The organism is Alistipes sp. HGB5, assembly GCF_000183485.2.
Taxonomy (GTDB): Bacteria; Bacteroidota; Bacteroidia; order Bacteroidales; family Rikenellaceae; genus Alistipes; species Alistipes finegoldii.
Map to the genome: position 1 here is coordinate 1 of NZ_AENZ01000064.1, position 17,927 is coordinate 17,927.

Sequence of the window (17,927 nt, forward strand, 5' to 3'; positions counted from 1 at the left end):
GAGAGCTTTTTTGACATCCGGCCCCGCCGCCGGAAGCGGACATGCCGAAAAACGAGAGAAGATGAAACACACACTCAGAAGCGCCGTCACGACGACGGGCCGCCGCATGGCCGGCGCCAGAAGCCTCTGGCGCGCCAACGGCATGCGCGAAGAACAGTTCGGGCGGCCGGTCGTCGGCATCGCCAATTCGTTCACCCAGCTGGTGCCGGGACACGTCCACCTGCACGAAATCGGGCAGTATGTCAAGCAGCGCATCGAAGCCTGCGGATGTTTCGCCGCGGAATTCAACACCATCGCCGTAGACGACGGCATCGCCATGGGCCACGACGGCATGCTCTACTCGCTGCCCTCGCGCGAGATCATTGCCGACAGCGTCGAATACATGGCCAACGCCCACAAGGTCGATGCGCTGGTCTGCATCTCGAACTGCGACAAAATCACCCCCGGAATGCTGATGGCCGCCATGCGGCTCAACATCCCGACGGTCTTCGTGTCGGGAGGGCCGATGGAGGCGGGCAAATTCGACGGGAGGGACATCGACCTGATCGACGCGATGGTCATGGCGGCCGACGAAGCCTGCAGCGACGAGCAGATCGCGCGCGTCGAACGCTGCGCCTGCCCCGGCTGCGGCTCGTGTTCGGGCATGTTCACGGCCAATTCGATGAACTGCCTGACCGAAGCGCTGGGACTCTCGCTGCCGGGCAACGGCACGATCGTCGCCACGCACGCCAACCGACGCCGGCTGTTCGAAGACGCCGCGGCGCTGATCGTCCGCAACGCCGAACGCTACTATTTTCTGGGCGACGAATCGGTGCTCCCGCGTTCGGTCGCGACCAAGGCCTCCTTCGAAAACGCCATGTCGCTCGACATCGCCATGGGCGGCTCGACCAACACGGTGCTGCACCTGCTGGCCGTGGCCCGCGAAGCCGGCGTGGATTTCACGATGCAGGACATCGACCGCCTTTCGCGCCGGGTTCCGGTGCTCTGCAAGGTGGCTCCCAACTCGCAGTATCACATACAGGACGTCAACCGCGCCGGCGGCATCCTCTCCATTCTGGGCGAACTGGCGCGCGCCGGCCTGCTCGACACCTCGGTCCCGCGCATCGACGGGCGGACGCTCCGCGAAGCGATCGACGCCTGCGACCTGCGCAGCGAGACGCTGACCGACGCGGCCCTGCGCCGCTGGCTAAGCGCCCCTGCGGGGCTTTACAGCCGCGAACTGGGGGCGCAGCACTCCTATTACGACGCCCCCGACGCAGACCGCACGACGGGCTGTATCCGCGACGTCGAACACGCCTACTCCCGCGACGGGGGACTGGCCGTGCTGACGGGCAACATCGCCCGCAACGGCTGCATCGTCAAGACGGCGGGCGTCGATGAGTCGCTGCACGTTTTCCGCGGCCGCGCACGGGTCTACGAATCGCAGGAACAGGCTATCGAGGGCATTCTCGGCGACGAGGTGCAGGCGGGCGACGTGGTCGTCATCCGCTACGAAGGCCCCAAGGGAGGCCCCGGCATGCAGGAGATGCTCTACCCCACGTCGTACCTCAAATCCAAGCACCTCGACAAAGCCTGCGCGCTGATTACCGACGGCCGCTTTTCGGGCGGCACGTCGGGGCTGTCGATCGGCCACGTCTCGCCCGAAGCCGCGTCCGGGGGCGAAATCGCCGTCGTCCGGACGGGCGATGAAATCGAGATCGACATCCCGCGTCGCTCGATACGCCTTCTGGCAGACGACGCCGAAATCGCCGCGCGGATGGCCGCTCAGGAGTATTTCCGCCCCGCCACACGCGACCGCAAAGTCCCCGCGTCGCTGCGCGCCTACGCCAAGCTGGTCAGCTCGGCCGACAAGGGCGCCGTACGCATCGTCGATGAAGAATAAGTAAAACAGCAGCAATCATGGATACGACGCAAACAAACATGTCCGAACCGCAGCCCGGTCCCTCCGTCACGGGAGCGCAGGCCCTGATCGAATCGTTCCTGCGCGAGGGCGTCGATACGATTTTCGGCTACCCCGGCGGGGCGATCATCCCCGTCTACGACGCACTCTACGACTACCGCGACCGCCTGCGCCACATCCTCGTGCGGCACGAACAGGGCGCCGTACACGCCGCGCAGGGCTACGCCCGCGTCAGCGGCCGCGTGGGGGTCTGTCTGGTCACCTCCGGCCCCGGCGCCACCAATACCGTGACGGGACTCGCCGACGCGCTGATGGACTCCACGCCGCTGGTGCTCGTGACCGGGCAGGTCGGTTCGTCGCTGCTGGGCACCGACGCCTTTCAGGAGACCAATTTCGTGGGCATCACGCAGGCCGTCACCAAATGGAACTGTCAGGTCAAGCGCACCGAAGAGATTCCGGGCGCCATCGCCAAGGCGTTCTACATCGCCCGTTCGGGCCGCCCCGGCCCCGTGGTCGTGGACATCACCAAGGACGCCCAGTGCGGAACGGCCCCGTTCAGCTACGAGAAAGTGGCTTCGATCCGCAGCTATGTCCCCGCATCGGTACCCTCCGAAGAGCGCATCGACGAAGCGGCAAAGCTGATCGACGCCGCACAACGGCCTCTGGCGATGATCGGACAGGGCGTGATCCTGAGCGGCGGCGAAGCGGAGCTGCGCGCCTTCCTCGACAAGAGCGGCATGCCCGCCGCATCGACCCTGCTGGGGCTTTCGGCCCTGCCGACCGACTCGCCGCAGTACGTCGGCATGCTGGGCATGCACGGCAACTACGGTCCCAACATCAAAAACCGGGACTGCGACCTGCTCCTCGCCGTGGGCATGCGCTTCGACGACCGCGTGACGGGCAATCCGGGCTGTTTCGGGGCGAACGCCAAGATCATCCACCTCGAAATCGACCCCGCCGAGATCGGCAAGATCGTCCCGGCCGACGTGCCGCTGGTCGGCGACGTGAAACAGACCCTTCCGCTGCTCACCGGGCGCATACAAGCCCGCAGCCACCGGGCATGGATCGACGAATTCCGCGCCTGCGACAAGATCGAATACGAGAAGGTGATCCGCCGGGCGGTCCATCCCGCCGAAGGCCGTATCCGCATGGGCGAAGCGGTCGCCGCCGTGGCCCGCGCCTACGACAACGACGCGGTGCTGGTGACCGACGTGGGTCAGCAGCAGATGTTCGCGGCCCGCTATTTCGGGTTCCGCCGCAGCCGGAGCATGGTGACTTCGGGCGGGCTGGGAACGATGGGCTTCGGGCTTCCCGCGGCCATCGGGGCCAAGCTGGGCGCCCCCGACCGCGAAGTGTGCCTTTTCGCGGGCGACGGCGGCCTGCAGATGACCATTCAGGAGTTGGGCACGATCTTCCAGTCGCAGGTGGCCGTGAAGATCGTCCTGCTGAACAACTCGTTTCTGGGCATGGTCCGCCAGTGGCAGGAACTTTTCTACGACCGCCGCTATTCGTTCACCGAGCTGGCAAACCCCGATTTCGGGCTGATCGCCCGCGGCAACGGCATCGCCTACCGCTGCGTCGAGCGGCGCGGGGAGCTCTCCGAAGCCATCGCCGAGATGCAGGCCTGCCGGGGTGCATACCTGCTCGAAGTGCGCGTCGAGGGCGAAGACAACGTATTTCCCATGGTGCCGGCCGGCGCGCCCGTCGCGGCGATCCGGCTGGAGTAAAATCCGAACGAGCAATGGAAGAACAGGAGTATATCATCACCGTATTTTCGGAAAACAAAGTGGGTCTGCTGAACCAGATCACCACGGTTTTCACCAGCCGCGACGTCAATATCGAGAGCCTCACGACCTCCGAGTCGGCGCTGGCGGGCATCCATAAGTTCACGATCGTCGTCCGCACCGGACCGGAACGGGTCGAAAAGCTGGTGCGGCAGATCGAAAAGAAGATCGACGTGCTGAAGACCTTCGTCTACACCTCCGACGAAGTGGTGCAGCAGGAGATCGCCCTCTACAAGGTGACGCGCAGCCGCAGCGTCGAGCGCCTCGTGCGCCAGCACAACGTCCGCATCCTCGAAATCGACGACGACTACATCGTGGTCGAGAAGACGGGCCACAAGGCCGAGACCAAGGAGCTGTTCCGCCTGCTGCAGCCCTACGGCGTGCAGCAGTTCGTGCGCAGCGGCATCGTGGCCATCATCAAATCGCGGCGCGAACTGCTCAACGAGTACCTCGAAGAGCTGGAACGCAGCCGACGGCAGACGAATTCAAATCACTTTTAAATCATACTAATTATGGCAAAGATCAATTTCGGCGGAGTCGAAGAAAATGTTGTTACGCGCGAGGAGTTCCCCTTGGAGAAGGCCCGCGAAGTCCTGAAAAACGAAACCATCGCCGTCATCGGCTACGGCGTGCAGGGTCCGGGGCAGTCGCTCAACCTCAGGGACAACGGCCTGAACGTCATCGTCGGCCAGCGCGAGGGCAGCAAGAGCTGGGAGAAGGCCGTCGCCGACGGCTGGGAGCCGGGCAAGACGCTCTTCGGCATCGAAGAGGCCGCCGAGCGCGCAACGATCATCCAGTACCTGCTGTCCGACGCGGGCCAGATCGCCGTATGGCCCACCATCGAAAAACACCTCACGCCGGGCAAGGCGCTCTACTTCTCGCACGGCTTCGGCATCACCTACAAGGAACGCACAGGCATCGTGCCCCCGGCCGGCGTGGACGTGATCCTGATCGCCCCCAAAGGTTCGGGCACCTCGCTGCGGCGCATGTTCCTGCAGGGCCGGGGACTGAATTCGAGCTATGCGGTTTTCCAAGACGCCACGGGCCGCGCCTTCGAGCGCGTGGTGGCGCTGGGCATCGGCGTGGGTTCGGGATACCTGTTCGAAACCGACTTCAAACGCGAAGTCTACTCCGACCTGACGGGCGAGCGCGGCACGCTGATGGGCGCCATTCAGGGCATTTTCGCCGCCCAGTACGAAACGCTCCGCGCCAACGGCCACACCCCCTCGGAAGCCTTCAACGAGACGGTCGAGGAGCTGACGCAGTCGCTCATGCCGCTGGTCGCCGAGAACGGCATGGACTGGATGTACGCCAACTGCTCGACCACGGCCCAGCGCGGCGCGCTGGATTGGTGGAAACGTTTCCGCGACGCCACGAAACCCGTCTTCGAGGAGCTTTACCGCGAAGTCGCCGCCGGCAACGAGGCCCAGCGTTCGATCGACCTCAACAGCAAGCCCGACTACCGCGAGAAGCTCGACGAAGAGCTGCGTCAGATGCGCGAGAGCGAGATGTGGCAGACCGGCGCCGTGGTGCGCAAGCTGCGCCCCGAAAACAACTGACGCAATGCGGGCGACGCCGGGGAGGTGCGGCACAAAGTACGTCCCCGGCATCGGCCTGCCCGCCGGCGGCGCACGCCGCACGCCCGGCTTATCCTATTGACAAACCCCGGAACCGCCTATTCCAAGGGAGGGTTCCATGACAACAAACGAACAGAAAATGTGTGGATTCGTAGGACTGTTTGACATCCGGCAGAAATCGGATGCGCTGCGCACGCAGGTGCTGAAAATGTCGAAAAATATCCGCCACCGGGGACCCGACTGGTCGGGCGTCTACTGCGGCGAACGGGCGATTCTCTCCCACGAGCGGCTTTCGATCGTCGATCCCCAGTCGGGCGGACAGCCCCTTTTCAGCCGCGACGGGAAACTGGTGCTGGCTGTCAACGGCGAGATATACAACCATCGGGAAATCCGCGACGAGCTGGCCGGGGAGTACGATTTCCGGACAGGCTCGGACTGCGAGGTGATCCTGCCCCTTTACCAAAAAATGGGCGTCGGACTGCTCGAAAAGATCAGCGGCATCTTCGCTTTCGCGCTGTACGACATCGAAAACGACGAATACCTGATCGCCCGCGATCCGATCGGCGTCATCCCGCTCTACATCGGCTGGGACCGCGACGAGCAGTTCTACGTGGCCTCGGAGCTGAAAGCCCTCGAAGGGGTCTGCACCACGATCCAGCCCTTCCTGCCGGGCCACTACTGGTCGAGCAAAGAGGGAAAAATGGTCCGCTGGTACGACCGCGACTGGTTCGAATACGACGCCGTGAAAGAGACCGGCGCCGACATTCCGGCCCTGCGCGCCGCCCTCGAAGCGGCCGTCAAGCGGCAGCTGATGTCCGACGTGCCCTACGGCGTGCTGCTGTCGGGAGGTCTCGACTCGTCGATCATCTCGGCCGTGGCGCGGAAATTCGCCGACCGGCGCGTCGAATCGCACGACCGCGACCGGGCGTGGTGGCCCCGGCTCCACTCCTTCGCCATCGGACTCGAAGGCTCCCCCGACCTCGCGGCGGCCCGCAAGGTGGCCGACCGGATCGGCACCGTGCACCACGAAATCCACTATACCATTCAGGAGGGTCTGGACGCCTTGCGCGACGTGATCTACTTCATCGAGACGTACGACGTGACCACCGTGCGGGCGTCTACGCCGATGTACCTGCTGGCACGTGTCATCAAATCCATGGGCATCAAGATGGTGCTTTCGGGCGAGGGCGCCGACGAGGTCTTCGGCGGCTACCTCTATTTCCACAAGGCCCCGAACGCCCGCGCATTCCACGAGGAGACCGTGCGCAAGGTCGGCAAGCTCCACCTCTACGACTGCCTGCGGGCCAACAAATCGCTCTCCGCATGGGGCGTCGAGGGACGCGTGCCGTTCCTCGACAAGGAGTTTCTGGACGTGGCCATGCGCATCAATCCCGAAGCGAAGATGGCCAAGGACGGACGCATCGAAAAGTGGATTCTGCGCAAGGCTTTCGAGGAGCTGCTTCCCGAAGAGATCGTCTGGCGGCAGAAGGAGCAGTTCTCCGACGGCGTGGGCTACGGCTGGATCGACACCCTGAAACGAATCACCTCCGAAGCGGTCTCCGACCGCGAAATGGAACACGCCGCCGAGCGGTTCCCGATCAATCCGCCCCGCAACAAGGAGGAGTACTATTACCGCACGATCTTCGAAGAGCACTTCCCGTCGCAGACCGCGGCCCAATGCGTTCCTTCGGTGCCCTCCGTGGCGTGCAGCACCGCCGAGGCGCTGGCTTGGGACGCGGCCTTCCGCGACAGGAACGACCCGTCGGGCCGCGCCGTGCTGGGCGTCCACAACACCGACCTGACGCACAGTTAGCACCGCATACGCTTAAAACACTTCACCGACCGAACCTTCCGAAAACTTCAGCATGTTTTAAGCAGAGGGAGGCCCCGGAATCCGGGGCCTCCCTAAGTTTATCCGAATGCATGCTTCCGAAGTACTCCCGGCAGCTTTCGCCGCCGAAACGCAGCGCCGCGGTCCGGCACGCCGGAGGCGGTTATTCGATGCCGCGGATATGCTTCTCCCATTTCCACGCCGCAGCCAGCGTCTGGTCGAGCGAACGTTCGGCCTTCCAACCCAGTTCGTCGTTGGCATACGACGGATCGGCCCAGATCGCCACGATGTCGCCCGCACGGCGGCCCACGATCTTGTAGTTGAGTTTCAGGTTGTTCACCTCTTCGAACTTACGCACCAGTTCGAGCACCGAAACGCCGCGTCCCGTGCCGATGTTGAAGATTTCGTACTTCTCCCTGTTCTTGCCCTCGATCATGCGCGCGATCGCCGTCACATGGGCTTTGGCGAGGTCCACCACGTCGATATAGTCGCGGATGTTCGAGCCGTCGGGCGTCGGATAGTCGTTGCCGAAGACCGAAAGGCACTCGCGGAGTCCCGCGGCCGTCTGCGTGATGTAGGGGACCAGATTCTGCGGCACGCCGCGCGGCAGTTCGCCGATCAGGGCCGAAGGATGCGCGCCGATGGGGTTGAAATAGCGCAGGGCGATGCCCTTCATACCGTCGTAGGCCGCCAGCGAATCGCGCAGGATGTCCTCGCACATCTGCTTGGTGTTGCCGTAGGGCGAGGTCGCAGGCTTGCGGGGCGTCTGCTCCGTCACGGGCAGCTTGTCGGCCTCGCCGTAAACCGTACACGACGACGAGAAGACGATGTTGTGACGTCCGAACTCACGCATGAGGTCGATGACGTTCATAAACGAAACGAGGTTGTTGCGGTAGTATTCCAGCGGCTTGCCGACCGACTCGCCCACGGCCTTCGACGCCGCGAAATGAATCACCGAGTCGAAGTCGTACTTTTCGAACACTTTGCGGAAAGCGTCGCGGTCGCAGCAGTCCGCCTTTTCGAACGGCACTTCGACGCCCGTGATCCTGCGGACTCCCTCGACGGCGTTCATGTCGCTGTTCGAAAGATTATCGACGATCACCACGTCGTAACCGGCGCCTATCAGTTCCACGGCGGTATGCGAACCGATATAACCGGCGCCGCCGCTGACCAAAACACACGATTTTTTCATAAGTTGAGGTTTTTATTTGAGTCACAAATATAACAAGAAAAAGCGGTTATCCCTCAAAACCGCCCGAAATCCTGAACCTCCGGCCCGAAAAAACCCGCTCCGGGACTTCTCACCGAAGTCCGGAGCGGGCCGTATAAATCCGGAAGGGGTCCCGAAAGCCGCCGGAAAAATTTGCCAGACGCCGCCCCAATGTGTGCCGGACGCCGTCCCAATGCGCGCCGACCGCCGGAAGAGTTTGCCGGGTCAGAATTTTTCGCCCAGCTCGCGCGGCAGGTAGAACGTGTCGTTGCGGTCGATATAGACCACTGCCGAGCGCAGTTTCAGGGGCTTGCCGTCGAGGTAGGCGACCGAACCGTTGGCCGGCACGCGCAGCGTACGGCGCCCCTTGCGGACCGTCAGGCAGGGCATCTGCCCTTCGGCCGCCGAAATCGAGCACTTCGCGCCGCGGAACACCTCGGTATGCGGTGCGAACAGTTCGCCGGTCAATTCAGCCAACGGACGCTCCAAACCGAGCAGGTCGGCCATGTAGGCATGGATCTCCGTATTGGTATTGCGCCCCACGGGCAGGTTGCCCTCCGGGTGGTAAGCCGCCAGAAAGACGTCTTCGGCGGTATGGCTGCCGCTGAGGAACCCGAAATGGGTCCGGGAGGTCACGATGCGGGCGATGCTCGACACCATGTTCACGCTGTTGGCGACCTTCATGTAGTCGGCCTCGGTATAGTTGCGCGAACTCCGGAGCAGGGCCAGTTCATCGTCCGTAAGCTCAATGCCCGTGTATTCGCGGAACAGGGGCCGGATCTGTTCCGGCCGCGCCTTGAGCAGTATTTTTTCCAGCCCCGAAGCCGTGCGGCGCACCTTCGAGATATTCATATAGGTCGAATCGAGTCCCTTGGAGGCGTAATCCTTATAGGCCCCGTCGCCGAAACTTAGCCCCGAAGTGCCGTGGTCGGGCATGATGACAACGGCCGTCCGCCCGTCGCGGCGGGCGAAATCGAGCGCCACGCCCACGGCCTTGTCGAAGGCCAGCATCTCGGTAATCACCCCCACGGGGTCCTTGGCATGCGCCGCCATATCGATGCGGCTGCCCTCGACCATCAGGAAAAAGCCGTTTTTATGCCTGTCCAGCACCTCCAGTGCCTTGGCCGTCATCTCGGCCAGCGACGGCTGTTCGGCATCGTTCCGGTCGAGGTCGTAACTCATGTTCCCCTGCGCGAAAAGCGACCACACGGGGCCTTTGCCCTCGTAGGCGCGGAACGCCGCGGCATCCTGCTCGATAAGCGTCGCGCCGCTGCCGCGCAGATACGCCCGCATGGCGTCCGTGACCTGCTTGCGGCCGCCGCCGAACATCACGTCCAAGTCGTTGCCCGCCATCTGGGCCGCCAGCGCGGGATAGGCGTGGCGGGAGTAGTGATGCGCCGCACAGGCGGCGGGCGTCGCATGACAGAAATCGGCCGTCACGACGAGTCCCGTAGCCTTCCCCCGGTCGTGCTTGGCCGCTTCGAGCAGCGTCGCCAGCGGCTGACAGGCCCGTCCGGATTCGACCTCGACGATATCCTGCGCGGGATTGGCCGCCGGATAGACCGAAACGTTGCCCGCCTGCTGGGGCATGCCCGTCATGTAGGCCGACATGGCCGGGGCCGAGCAGGGGATCGGCGAATCGGACGAGAACGTCCCGACCAGCCCGCAGAGACAGGAATCGAGGTTGAGCATCCGCTGCGAAGGGTCGTTGTAGAATTTATACCAGCGCGCCGCGGCGAGGACGCTCGTAGAGGTTCCGTCTGGAATCATCACGATGACGTTGCGCACCGGGGCGACGGGTTTGCGGTAGAAGGGCTGCGCCCCGGCCGCCAGCGCGGCGAAGAGCAGAAGCAGCAGAATTGCACTTTTTTTCATCATAATCCATTGCGGTTTTTACGGGCGTTGCACCGGAGGGCGAACGACGGCAAAGGTGTCTCGCATCGTTGGAATCGGCCTGTCGGGCAAAAACGGTAGTAAAGGTACGAAAAAACAAGAAAATGGGAAAGGATACGAAGAAATAAGCAAATCCGGACCCGAAAATCGCCGGGGAACGGTCCGCCCGCAAAAGGGAGTCCGCACCCCGGCGACCGGGCGGAAGGCGCTCCGCAAAAGAGCGCCGCCGAATATCGGGCGGAGGAGCGGCCTACAGAAATCCGGCCGCCCTCCGTCCGTCTCGTTACTTCACGCAGGCTCCCATCGCCGAGGTTCCCTCGCGCGAAAGCCCCGTCTGGTCGAAGCCCGTGATTTCGGGACCGATCTGCGGATCGAAATCCTGCCCAAGCGCCGACAAATCGACATAGGGCATGCCCAGCGTCCGGGCGGGACTGTCCGCCCCCAGCAGCAGGCAGGTCTGCGTCGGGCCTCCGTTGCCGGCCAGCGGGCCGAGCATCGTCGCCGGATCGAAACTGCTGCCCGCCACCACGGCCTTGCCGGCCCCGTACACCACGCTTCCGTTCACGGCGTACGAGAGCACCGCAGGCAGGTTGGCCGTAGCCGCCAAAGCGGTATTGGTTCCCACCAGATCGTCGCCGCCGTTGGCTGCGGTATTGCCCGAAACGACCGTATTGTAGACGTTCATCGTCGTATAGGGCGTGAATTCCACGCCGCCGCCTACGAACAGCGACGTATTTCCGGTCACCGTACAGCTTACGAGCGTCATCTTGGACTCCTTGCCCGAAGCCCCGTACAGGGCGATGCCGCCGCCGTTGCCGCCCGTATTGCCGTGCACGGTGCAGTTCACCAGCACGGTCTCCGAATACTCGCGGCTGTAAACGGCCCCTCCGCGGCGGGAGTTCTTGCTCCCATCCGTACGGTTGTCGCAAAGCGTACTGTTGTAGATGTACGTATAGGACGGGGCGCTGCTGCTGAAAGTATAAACGCCGCCGCAGACACCCGACGCGGAGTTGCCCCGCACGGTGCAGCGATCCATACGGACGACCGAAGCTTCGTTGTGCAGGCCGGCGCCGTTGCCGTTGCTGCATTCGTTCTCCGAGATTTCGGTGTCCGTCAGCGACACGTCGGCCCCGGCCACGATGCAGATGCCGGCGCAGTCCTTGGCGGATTTGTTCTGCGTGATCTTGCAGTCCGCGATATCGACCGCCGCATTGCCGACCGTGACGCCTCCGCCGCGCGAGATGTAGAAACGCGCCCCGTTGAGCGTATAATACGAAGCCGTCCCCGAACAAAGGCCCTCGGTAATGGTCAGCCCCTTCATCAGCACCCGCCGGCCGTCGGCCTTGGCCGCCGTGACGCAGACCACATGGTAGGCATGTCTGCCGCCGGAGAGACGGCCGCTCAGAACGGTCGGATTGGCGTCCGGATCGGCGACGGCGCCCGTCACGGCACCGGCCGGATAACCGCCGATCAGCGAGACGTTGGCCGAAATCTCGAACGTGGCGTCCTCCGCCGCGCCCTTGCTTCCCGCCAGACTCTGCTCAGGGACGTAGGTGCCGGCCGCCACGTGGATGAAGTTGCCGTTGATGCTCTTCGACAGCGCATTGTGCAGCGTGGTCGCCGTCTCCCACGTCATGCCGTCGTTGTCGGCACTGCCGTCGGTCTTGACGTACCAATGCACTTCGAGGTCTTCGGGGGAGCTGGGCGCCTGCACGACACGGATCGACTGCGCATATTCGTCGGTGATCCACGCCGTAACCCGCCCTTCGCGCTCGAAAAGCGTCTTGTTCGGGCTTACGGTAAAGGTGAATTCGCCGTCTCCCATGCCGTTCTCCACCTCGCCGAGCAGAATCCAGTCCACTTCGGACCTGACCCGCCACGGCAGGTTCGACTCGATGGGGACGGTATAGCTTCCGCCCGCCTTTCCGACCTCGACATCGCCGCCCAGCTTGATGACGGGATCCTTCGGCGTGAATTTCCGGTCGGTCTTATCCTCCTCGCAGGACCACGCCGCACACGCGCAAAGCCCCGCAAACAGGATTATTCCGTATTTTCTGATCTTCTTCATAATTGATTGCATGTGTTAAATCGGTTATTTGTTGGAAACGATCAGCAGGCCGTTGCACACGGCGCGCTCGACGCCTCCGCCGTCGGTCGGCCAGTTGCGGATTTCGAAACGGTCGTCGGCCGAGAAGCCGGGCGCGCTGCGCACGAAGAAGGTCGAGGAACCTCCGCCGTCGAGATTGATGGCGTCGTACGAACCGACGGCTTTCATGAACTGCCCCAGCTCGACGAACGACATGCCGTTCGAGTAGTAGAAGTTGCGGCCGTCCACGACCATGATCCAGACCTTCGTCCCGTCCTCGGAGACCCCGATGCAGGTACGCGGCTCGACCGACAGGTCGTTGGGATCGAGCGGGATGGGAACCACCCCGTCGTCGACCAGCACCGGACCGCCGCCCACGGCTTCGTAGATGACCTTCGACGCGGCGATTTCGTCGTAATCGGCCGCGGCCGCGGCAACGGCCCTTTTATCGGTCCGGATCGCGAAGAAGCTACGCGGCCGCGCAGGCGTCGTGTTGAACACGGTCTTTTGCGCGACGCCGTCCTTCCAGAAGATTCCCTGCGGGCCTTTTTGCGTCTCGCTGCCGAAATCGGCATTCGTACCGCCCAGCACCCGGTGTCCCTCGGCGTCGACGTGCATCGCCTGCTGCGTCACCGGTTCGAAACCGACGCCGATCGGCTTGTTCTGAGGGGTGCAGACTTCGAGTGCGATGTCGGGCGAAGTGAGGTCTATTTCGAAAAAGAACGCCGCCATGGCGAGTCCCGACGCCGACAGGTAGCGCAGTTCCGTCACGGAGGCGCCGTTGGCCAGCACATAGGTCGAATCGACCGAGATGTGGGCGATCAGATTCGTCCCTTCGACCAGTTTGCGGCCGATCTCGCTTCGGGGAACGGCTTCGTATCGGGTATATTCGGGATCGTCGTTGCAGCCGCAGAACGCGAAGCCCGCCAGCACGAAAAGCCCGGAAAAAAGCAGTTTGATATAACAGTTGTTTTTCATGGTTCGGTCATTTTAGGATTTAATAGCCGGGATTGGGTTCCAGCAGCGGATTCAGCTGCAGTTCCTTGCCGGGGATGGGCAGCAGCAGCTGGAATTTCTGAATTCCGAGACGCTCGACGGCCCTGCCCGTACGCACCATATCGTGATAGATGAAGTTCTCGCCCAGCAGTTCGCGGCGGCGTTCGTCGAGGACGGCGTCGACATAGGCGGCGTCGGAAGCCGGATAAATGTCGTCGAGTCCGCGTTCGCGGCGCAGTTCGTTCAGGCGTCCGACGCCCTTGGCGCGGCCCTGCGCTTCGGCGCTGATCAGATAAAGCTCGGCGATGCGCGACACGATCACGGGGTCCTTGCCGGTCTGGCCGCTGGGGTACTTGTTCAGGCAGTCCGTACCGGCGATATTGATGACGCTCATCTCCTTGCGCGTATCGTTGGCGCCGAACAGCTCCACGGTAGAGGCGGGCAGCCGGTATACGCCCTGCCCCTTGTTGGGATGGCCGTAGGTGTAGAACAGGTCGCTGATATTGATCGACGACTCTTCGGAGATATTCTCGAAGGCGAAAATAATTTCGGTGTTGGCCTTCTTCCGGAAAATCTTGTCGAACGAATCGAGCTTGTAAGGCCCCGACGTAATGAGATCCTCGGCCAGACGCGCCGCCTCGGTCATCTTGCCCTGCGAAAGCATCACGCGGGCCTTGAGCGCCAGTGCGGCGTTGCGCGACACGTAGTAGTAGCTTTCGCTGGTGTCGAGCAGCGAAGCCGCCGTGTCGAGGTCCTCCTCGATCAGCGCCCAGACATCGGCGGCCGGGCTGCGGGGCAGCTTGTCGAGCGTGTTTTCGCGCAGCAGCGGCACGCCGCCCCAGCGCGACACGAGGCAGAAATAGATATAGGCCCGGAAATAGTGCGCTTCGCCTCTGGCGCGGACGCTGATTTCCGAATCGGGGAACTGCGCCGTCACGGCCAGCAGGTTGTTGACCTGATAGAGCGCGCTGTAATAGCCGTTCCAGCCGTTGACGATTGCCGAATTCAGCGGGCTGAGCGTCGAATTGATGACGTCGATCGGATTGTAGTTGGATTGGGTGATGTCGCCGCCCAGAATGTCGCACATGATGAACGAGCGGGTCTGCGGCTCGTTCTGCACACGGTTATACATGCCCAGACGCAGCGCCGGCAGATCCTTTTCGGTTACGGCCTCAGGCGGAATGGCCGAATGCGAATACTGGTCGAGCATATTCGAGCAGGAGCTTGCGAAGCCGAGGGCGCAGAACAGTAATACGGTTATATATTTCATGGTTGTCAGCTTTTTAGAATGTCACATTAAGGCCGAAGCAGAACATGCGCGGCTGGGGTACGGAGAAGTTGTCGACGCCCATAAAGCGCGGATCGAGGTTGTTGCTCACCTCAGGGTCCCAGCCCGAATAGCGGGTCGCCAGCCAGAGGTTGTCTCCCTGAAAATAGACGCGCAGCGACTTCATGGCCAGCCTGCGGCTGATCTTTTCGGGGAAGGTGTAGGAAAGCGTCAGCGAACGCAGCCGCAGGAACGAACCGTCTTCGAGCCAGCGGTCGGAGTTGCGGGTGTTGTTCGTGTCGCCGCTCACCGAGCGCGGATGGAGATCGGTCGAACCGGGTCCCGTCCAGCGGTTGCGGGCCTCCTCAGCCAGCACGCCGTTCTTGTGTCCCAGTTTGGAGGTGTTGATCTTCCACGCCGCATAGACGTCGTTGCCGTACATGTAGGTAAAGAAGACGTCGAGCGAGACGCCCTTGTAACGGAAGGTGTTGTTCCAGCCGCCCGAAAAGTAGGGATTCGAGGAGCCGATCACCTGACGGTCGTTGTCGTTGATCAGGTTGTTGTCGTCCACGTCGCGCCACTTCACGTCGCCGGCACGGATTCCCTGCGCATACTGCTCGGCGGGCACTTCGCCGTCGTATTGGTAGATGCCGTCCATGATGAAGAGGTAGAACGCGCCGACCTCCTTGCCGACCTGCAGCGCACGGTTGGCGCCGATCGAGATCGGCTTGTCGTCGCCCAGCAGTTCGGTGAGCTTGTTGCGGTTGGTGGCGATGTTGAACTGCGACAGCCATGACAGGGGACCGAAATTGAAATGGGTGTTGATCGTCAGCTCGGCGCCGATGTTGCGCATCGACCCGATGTTGCTAATGATGCTCGTCACGCCCGTCGTACTGTGGATCGGCGTGCTGTAGAGCAGGTCCTTGGTCTTCTTGTAATAGGCGTCCGCCATGATGTTCACGCGCCCCTTGAACAGCGTGATGTCGAATCCGGCGTCAAACTGGTCGGCCTTCTCCCACGTCAGGTCGCGGTTGCCGAAGGTCGAAACGGCGATGCCGCTGCCGTTGCCGTAGTTGTAGCCGCCCGACATGAGCGCCTGATAGGCGTAGGAGCCGATACCCTCCTGATTGCCGGTCTTGCCGTAGCTGACGCGGAACTTAAGCTCCGTATCGCTGTCCTTCATGAAATTCTCCTTGGAGATATTCCAGCCCAGCGACACCGACGGGAACCAGCCCCAGCGGTTGTCGCGCGCGAATTTCGACGAACCGTCGGTGCGCAGCGTGGCCGTCAGCACATAACGGTCCTTGTAGGAAAACGTCGCACGGCCGAAATAGGACTCCATGGCGTAATTGGAGAGCGATCCCGAATAGGCGTCGAGCGAAGAGGCCACGCCCACCACGTCGAACGAAGGCGAGGGAAATCCGCTGCCGTCGAGTTTGGCCGACCGAGTGGTCACCTTCTGGAACGAATGACCCAGCATGGCGCTGAGCGAGAAGTCGCCGAACTTGTCGTTGTAAGTCGCGAAATTCTCCACGAGGATATTCTTGATCGTCCGGTTGTAATCGACGATACGGCCCACGCCCTTGCCGTAAGGGTGGTTTTCGTTGTAGTAGGTGTAGTCGTAAATCTGCGTGATGTCGGTATTGACCGAAGATTTGAAGGCGAACTTGTCCTTGTACTTGAACGTAGCGTAAAAATTCCCCAGATAACGCATGTTCTCGATATAGGCCGTCTCCTCGTCGAGAATCTGCATCGGGTTGTGAAACACCAGCTCGTCGGTGCCGCCCACGTAATAGTCGCCGTTGGGTTTGTAGGGACGGTCGAAGGGCCGCTGCTGGATGCTGCGCCCGATAATGGTCGTGCCGGAGTTGGCTCCCGGAATCTGGTGGTTCTTGATATAGTTGCCCGAAACGTTGGCGCCGACTTCGAGCCACGGCGTGAATTCATGGCTGATCTTCACCTTGAAGTTCATCTTCTCCATCTTGTTGGTGCGGATCACGCCCGTCTGGTGGTTGTAATTGGCGCCGACATAATATCTGGTCTTGACGTTGCCGCCCGAAAACGACACGTCGCCGTTATAGAACGTTCCGGTCTGGAGAATCAGATCCATCCAGTCCGTGTCGGGCAGCGTGCCGAACGGATTCTGAATATGCTTCTTGAAACCCGAATCCCCCGGTTTGTAGCCGTACTGGCGGTTGTAGTTGTCGACGCCTTCGTTGAAATCGCGGACATAAAGCCCCGAATCGGCCATTTTGATCTTCCCCACGTTGGCGAAGCGGGTGACTCCGGTGTTGAAGTTGAGATGCACCTCCGATTTGCCCTCCTTGCCCGACTTGGTGGTGATAACGATCACGCCGTTGTTGGCGCGCGAACCGTAAATGGCCGCCGAAGCGGCGTCTTTCAGCACCTCGATCGACTCGATGTCGCTGATGTTGAGCGTCGCCAGCGAAGACATGTCCTCGCCGAAATCGACCAGATTGGCGTTCGTGTTGGTGATCGGAATGCCGTCGATCACATAGAGGGGTTCGTTGCCCGCGCTCAGCGACGACGATCCGCGGATCACCATCCGCTCGCCGCTGCCCAAGTTACCCGAACCGGTCGAAGTCGTCACACCGGCCACACGGCCGCTGAGCAGCTGCGTCGGGCTGGCGACCTGCCGCATGTTCGACTCGTTCATCTGCACCTTGCTGATGGCGCTGGTCACCAGCGAACGGCGCTGGGTGCCGTAGCCGACGACCACGACCTCTTCCAGCTCGGATGTGTCCTCGCGGAGCGTCAGGGTCAGCATCGTCTTGGCTCCGAGCGTGATGGTCTGGGGCGTATAGCCGACGAACGACACGCTCAGCACCTCTCCTTCGCGGGCCTCGATGGCAAAACGGCCGTCGATATCGGAACTGACGCCCGTAGTCGATCCCCGTATGACGACGCTCGCGCCGACCACCGGATTCCCCGCAGCATCGACGATGCGTCCGGCATACCGCTGTCTGGCCGCCGATAAGGCCGGGGGGGGTTGACGCCGCCCTTCCGGTCGGCCAGATAGACCTTTCCGTCCTTGATCTCGTACACGATGCCGTCCGCATCGAACAGCTGACGGAGCACGCTCTCCAGTTCGGCCTGTTTCACGCTGACCGAAACCCGCTTGTCGGGATTGATCGTCGGCCGGGTGTAATTGAACACCAGACCGGTCTGCTGCGTGATCTGTCCGAGCACTTTCTCCAACTTGGCGTTCTGCATGTCGAGCGTCACGCGCTGGGCCGAAGCCGTCGCGCAAACCGCCGACAGAACGACTGTCAGAAACAGTAGTCTAAAATGTTTCATGAATGGTAGTTTAAGGTTGTTGTTAATAGTTTTTCGGGAGGAATCGGAAAACCCGTTCCCGTGTC

At 62.2% G+C, this 17,927-nt stretch carries 12 protein-coding genes; 5 read left to right on the plus strand and 7 right to left on the minus strand.

Going from position 1 to position 17,927, the window contains the following annotated elements; genetic code table 11:
• The first annotated feature begins 61 nt into the window (after positions 1 to 61).
• From ilvD to asnB, 5 genes are all read left to right on the plus strand, one after another.
• Positions 62 to 1,882 carry a dihydroxy-acid dehydratase gene (ilvD, locus tag HMPREF9720_RS11025; RefSeq protein ID WP_009598438.1) on the plus strand — a complete coding sequence of 607 codons (1,821 nt, stop codon included), beginning with the start codon at positions 62 to 64 and terminating at the stop codon, positions 1,880 to 1,882.
• A gap of 17 nt (positions 1,883 to 1,899) precedes the next feature.
• Positions 1,900 to 3,627: a biosynthetic-type acetolactate synthase large subunit gene (gene ilvB / locus HMPREF9720_RS11030; RefSeq protein ID WP_009598455.1), complete on the plus strand. Its 1,728-nt coding sequence runs from the start codon at positions 1,900 to 1,902 to the stop codon at positions 3,625 to 3,627.
• A gap of 14 nt (positions 3,628 to 3,641) precedes the next feature.
• A complete protein-coding gene (gene ilvN, locus HMPREF9720_RS11035; RefSeq protein WP_009598443.1) occupies positions 3,642 to 4,184 on the plus strand; it encodes an acetolactate synthase small subunit in 543 nt (180 codons plus the stop codon).
• Positions 4,185 to 4,196: 12 nt separating this feature from the next.
• Positions 4,197 to 5,243: a ketol-acid reductoisomerase gene (ilvC, locus tag HMPREF9720_RS11040; RefSeq protein ID WP_009598425.1), complete on the plus strand. Its 1,047-nt coding sequence runs from the start codon at positions 4,197 to 4,199 to the stop codon at positions 5,241 to 5,243.
• A gap of 157 nt (positions 5,244 to 5,400) precedes the next feature.
• On the plus strand, positions 5,401 to 7,074 hold the full coding sequence (gene asnB / locus HMPREF9720_RS11045; RefSeq protein ID WP_009598448.1) for an asparagine synthase B: 1,674 nt from the start codon (positions 5,401 to 5,403) through the stop codon (positions 7,072 to 7,074).
• A 181-nt stretch (positions 7,075 to 7,255) separates the two neighbouring features.
• Here asnB and galE read toward each other — a convergent pair whose 3' ends face one another.
• The 7 genes from galE to HMPREF9720_RS15935 form a co-directional block, all read right to left on the minus strand.
• Positions 7,256 to 8,284, minus strand: a complete 1,029-nt coding sequence (gene galE, locus HMPREF9720_RS11050; RefSeq protein WP_009598423.1) for a UDP-glucose 4-epimerase GalE — start codon at positions 8,282 to 8,284, stop codon at positions 7,256 to 7,258.
• A gap of 243 nt (positions 8,285 to 8,527) precedes the next feature.
• Positions 8,528 to 10,180, minus strand: a complete 1,653-nt coding sequence (locus HMPREF9720_RS11055) for an alkaline phosphatase (protein WP_009598457.1) — start codon at positions 10,178 to 10,180, stop codon at positions 8,528 to 8,530.
• Positions 10,181 to 10,478: 298 nt separating this feature from the next.
• Positions 10,479 to 12,263 (minus strand): lipoprotein, encoded by a 1,785-nt coding sequence (locus HMPREF9720_RS11060; protein ID WP_009598463.1) that lies wholly within the window; start codon positions 12,261 to 12,263, stop codon positions 10,479 to 10,481.
• Between the two features lie 24 nt (positions 12,264 to 12,287).
• On the minus strand, positions 12,288 to 13,259 hold the full coding sequence (locus tag HMPREF9720_RS11065; RefSeq protein WP_009598426.1) for a phosphodiester glycosidase family protein: 972 nt from the start codon (positions 13,257 to 13,259) through the stop codon (positions 12,288 to 12,290).
• 19 nt (positions 13,260 to 13,278) lie between these two features.
• A complete protein-coding gene (locus HMPREF9720_RS11070; RefSeq protein ID WP_009598453.1) occupies positions 13,279 to 14,547 on the minus strand; it encodes a RagB/SusD family nutrient uptake outer membrane protein in 1,269 nt (422 codons plus the stop codon).
• A 13-nt stretch (positions 14,548 to 14,560) separates the two neighbouring features.
• Positions 14,561 to 17,485 (minus strand): SusC/RagA family TonB-linked outer membrane protein, encoded by a 2,925-nt coding sequence (locus HMPREF9720_RS11075; RefSeq protein ID WP_254654389.1) that lies wholly within the window; start codon positions 17,483 to 17,485, stop codon positions 14,561 to 14,563.
• The gene (locus HMPREF9720_RS15935; protein ID WP_009598429.1) at positions 17,386 to 17,862 is read right to left on the minus strand and encodes an STN domain-containing protein; all 477 of its coding nucleotides are present in this window, start codon (positions 17,860 to 17,862) and stop codon (positions 17,386 to 17,388) included. Before HMPREF9720_RS15935 ends, HMPREF9720_RS11075 begins: the two co-directional genes overlap by 100 nt.
• Positions 17,863 to 17,927: the final 65 nt, after the last annotated feature.

What these genes read in the sequence shown, in the direction of transcription:
- ilvD (WP_009598438.1), top strand. Translation starts at nt 62, where the DNA reads ATGAAACACACACTCAGAAGCGCCGTCACGACGACGGGCCGCCGCATG.
- ilvB (WP_009598455.1), top strand. Translation starts at nt 1,900, where the DNA reads ATGGATACGACGCAAACAAACATGTCCGAACCGCAGCCCGGTCCCTCC.
- ilvN (WP_009598443.1), top strand. Translation starts at nt 3,642, where the DNA reads ATGGAAGAACAGGAGTATATCATCACCGTATTTTCGGAAAACAAAGTG.
- ilvC (WP_009598425.1), top strand. Translation starts at nt 4,197, where the DNA reads ATGGCAAAGATCAATTTCGGCGGAGTCGAAGAAAATGTTGTTACGCGC.
- asnB (WP_009598448.1), top strand. Translation starts at nt 5,401, where the DNA reads ATGTGTGGATTCGTAGGACTGTTTGACATCCGGCAGAAATCGGATGCG.
- galE (WP_009598423.1), bottom strand. Translation starts at nt 8,284, where the DNA reads ATGAAAAAATCGTGTGTTTTGGTCAGCGGCGGCGCCGGTTATATCGGT.
- HMPREF9720_RS11055 (WP_009598457.1), bottom strand. Translation starts at nt 10,180, where the DNA reads ATGATGAAAAAAAGTGCAATTCTGCTGCTTCTGCTCTTCGCCGCGCTG.
- HMPREF9720_RS11060 (WP_009598463.1), bottom strand. Translation starts at nt 12,263, where the DNA reads ATGAAGAAGATCAGAAAATACGGAATAATCCTGTTTGCGGGGCTTTGC.
- HMPREF9720_RS11065 (WP_009598426.1), bottom strand. Translation starts at nt 13,259, where the DNA reads ATGAAAAACAACTGTTATATCAAACTGCTTTTTTCCGGGCTTTTCGTG.
- HMPREF9720_RS11070 (WP_009598453.1), bottom strand. Translation starts at nt 14,547, where the DNA reads ATGAAATATATAACCGTATTACTGTTCTGCGCCCTCGGCTTCGCAAGC.
- HMPREF9720_RS15935 (WP_009598429.1), bottom strand. Translation starts at nt 17,862, where the DNA reads ATGAAACATTTTAGACTACTGTTTCTGACAGTCGTTCTGTCGGCGGTT.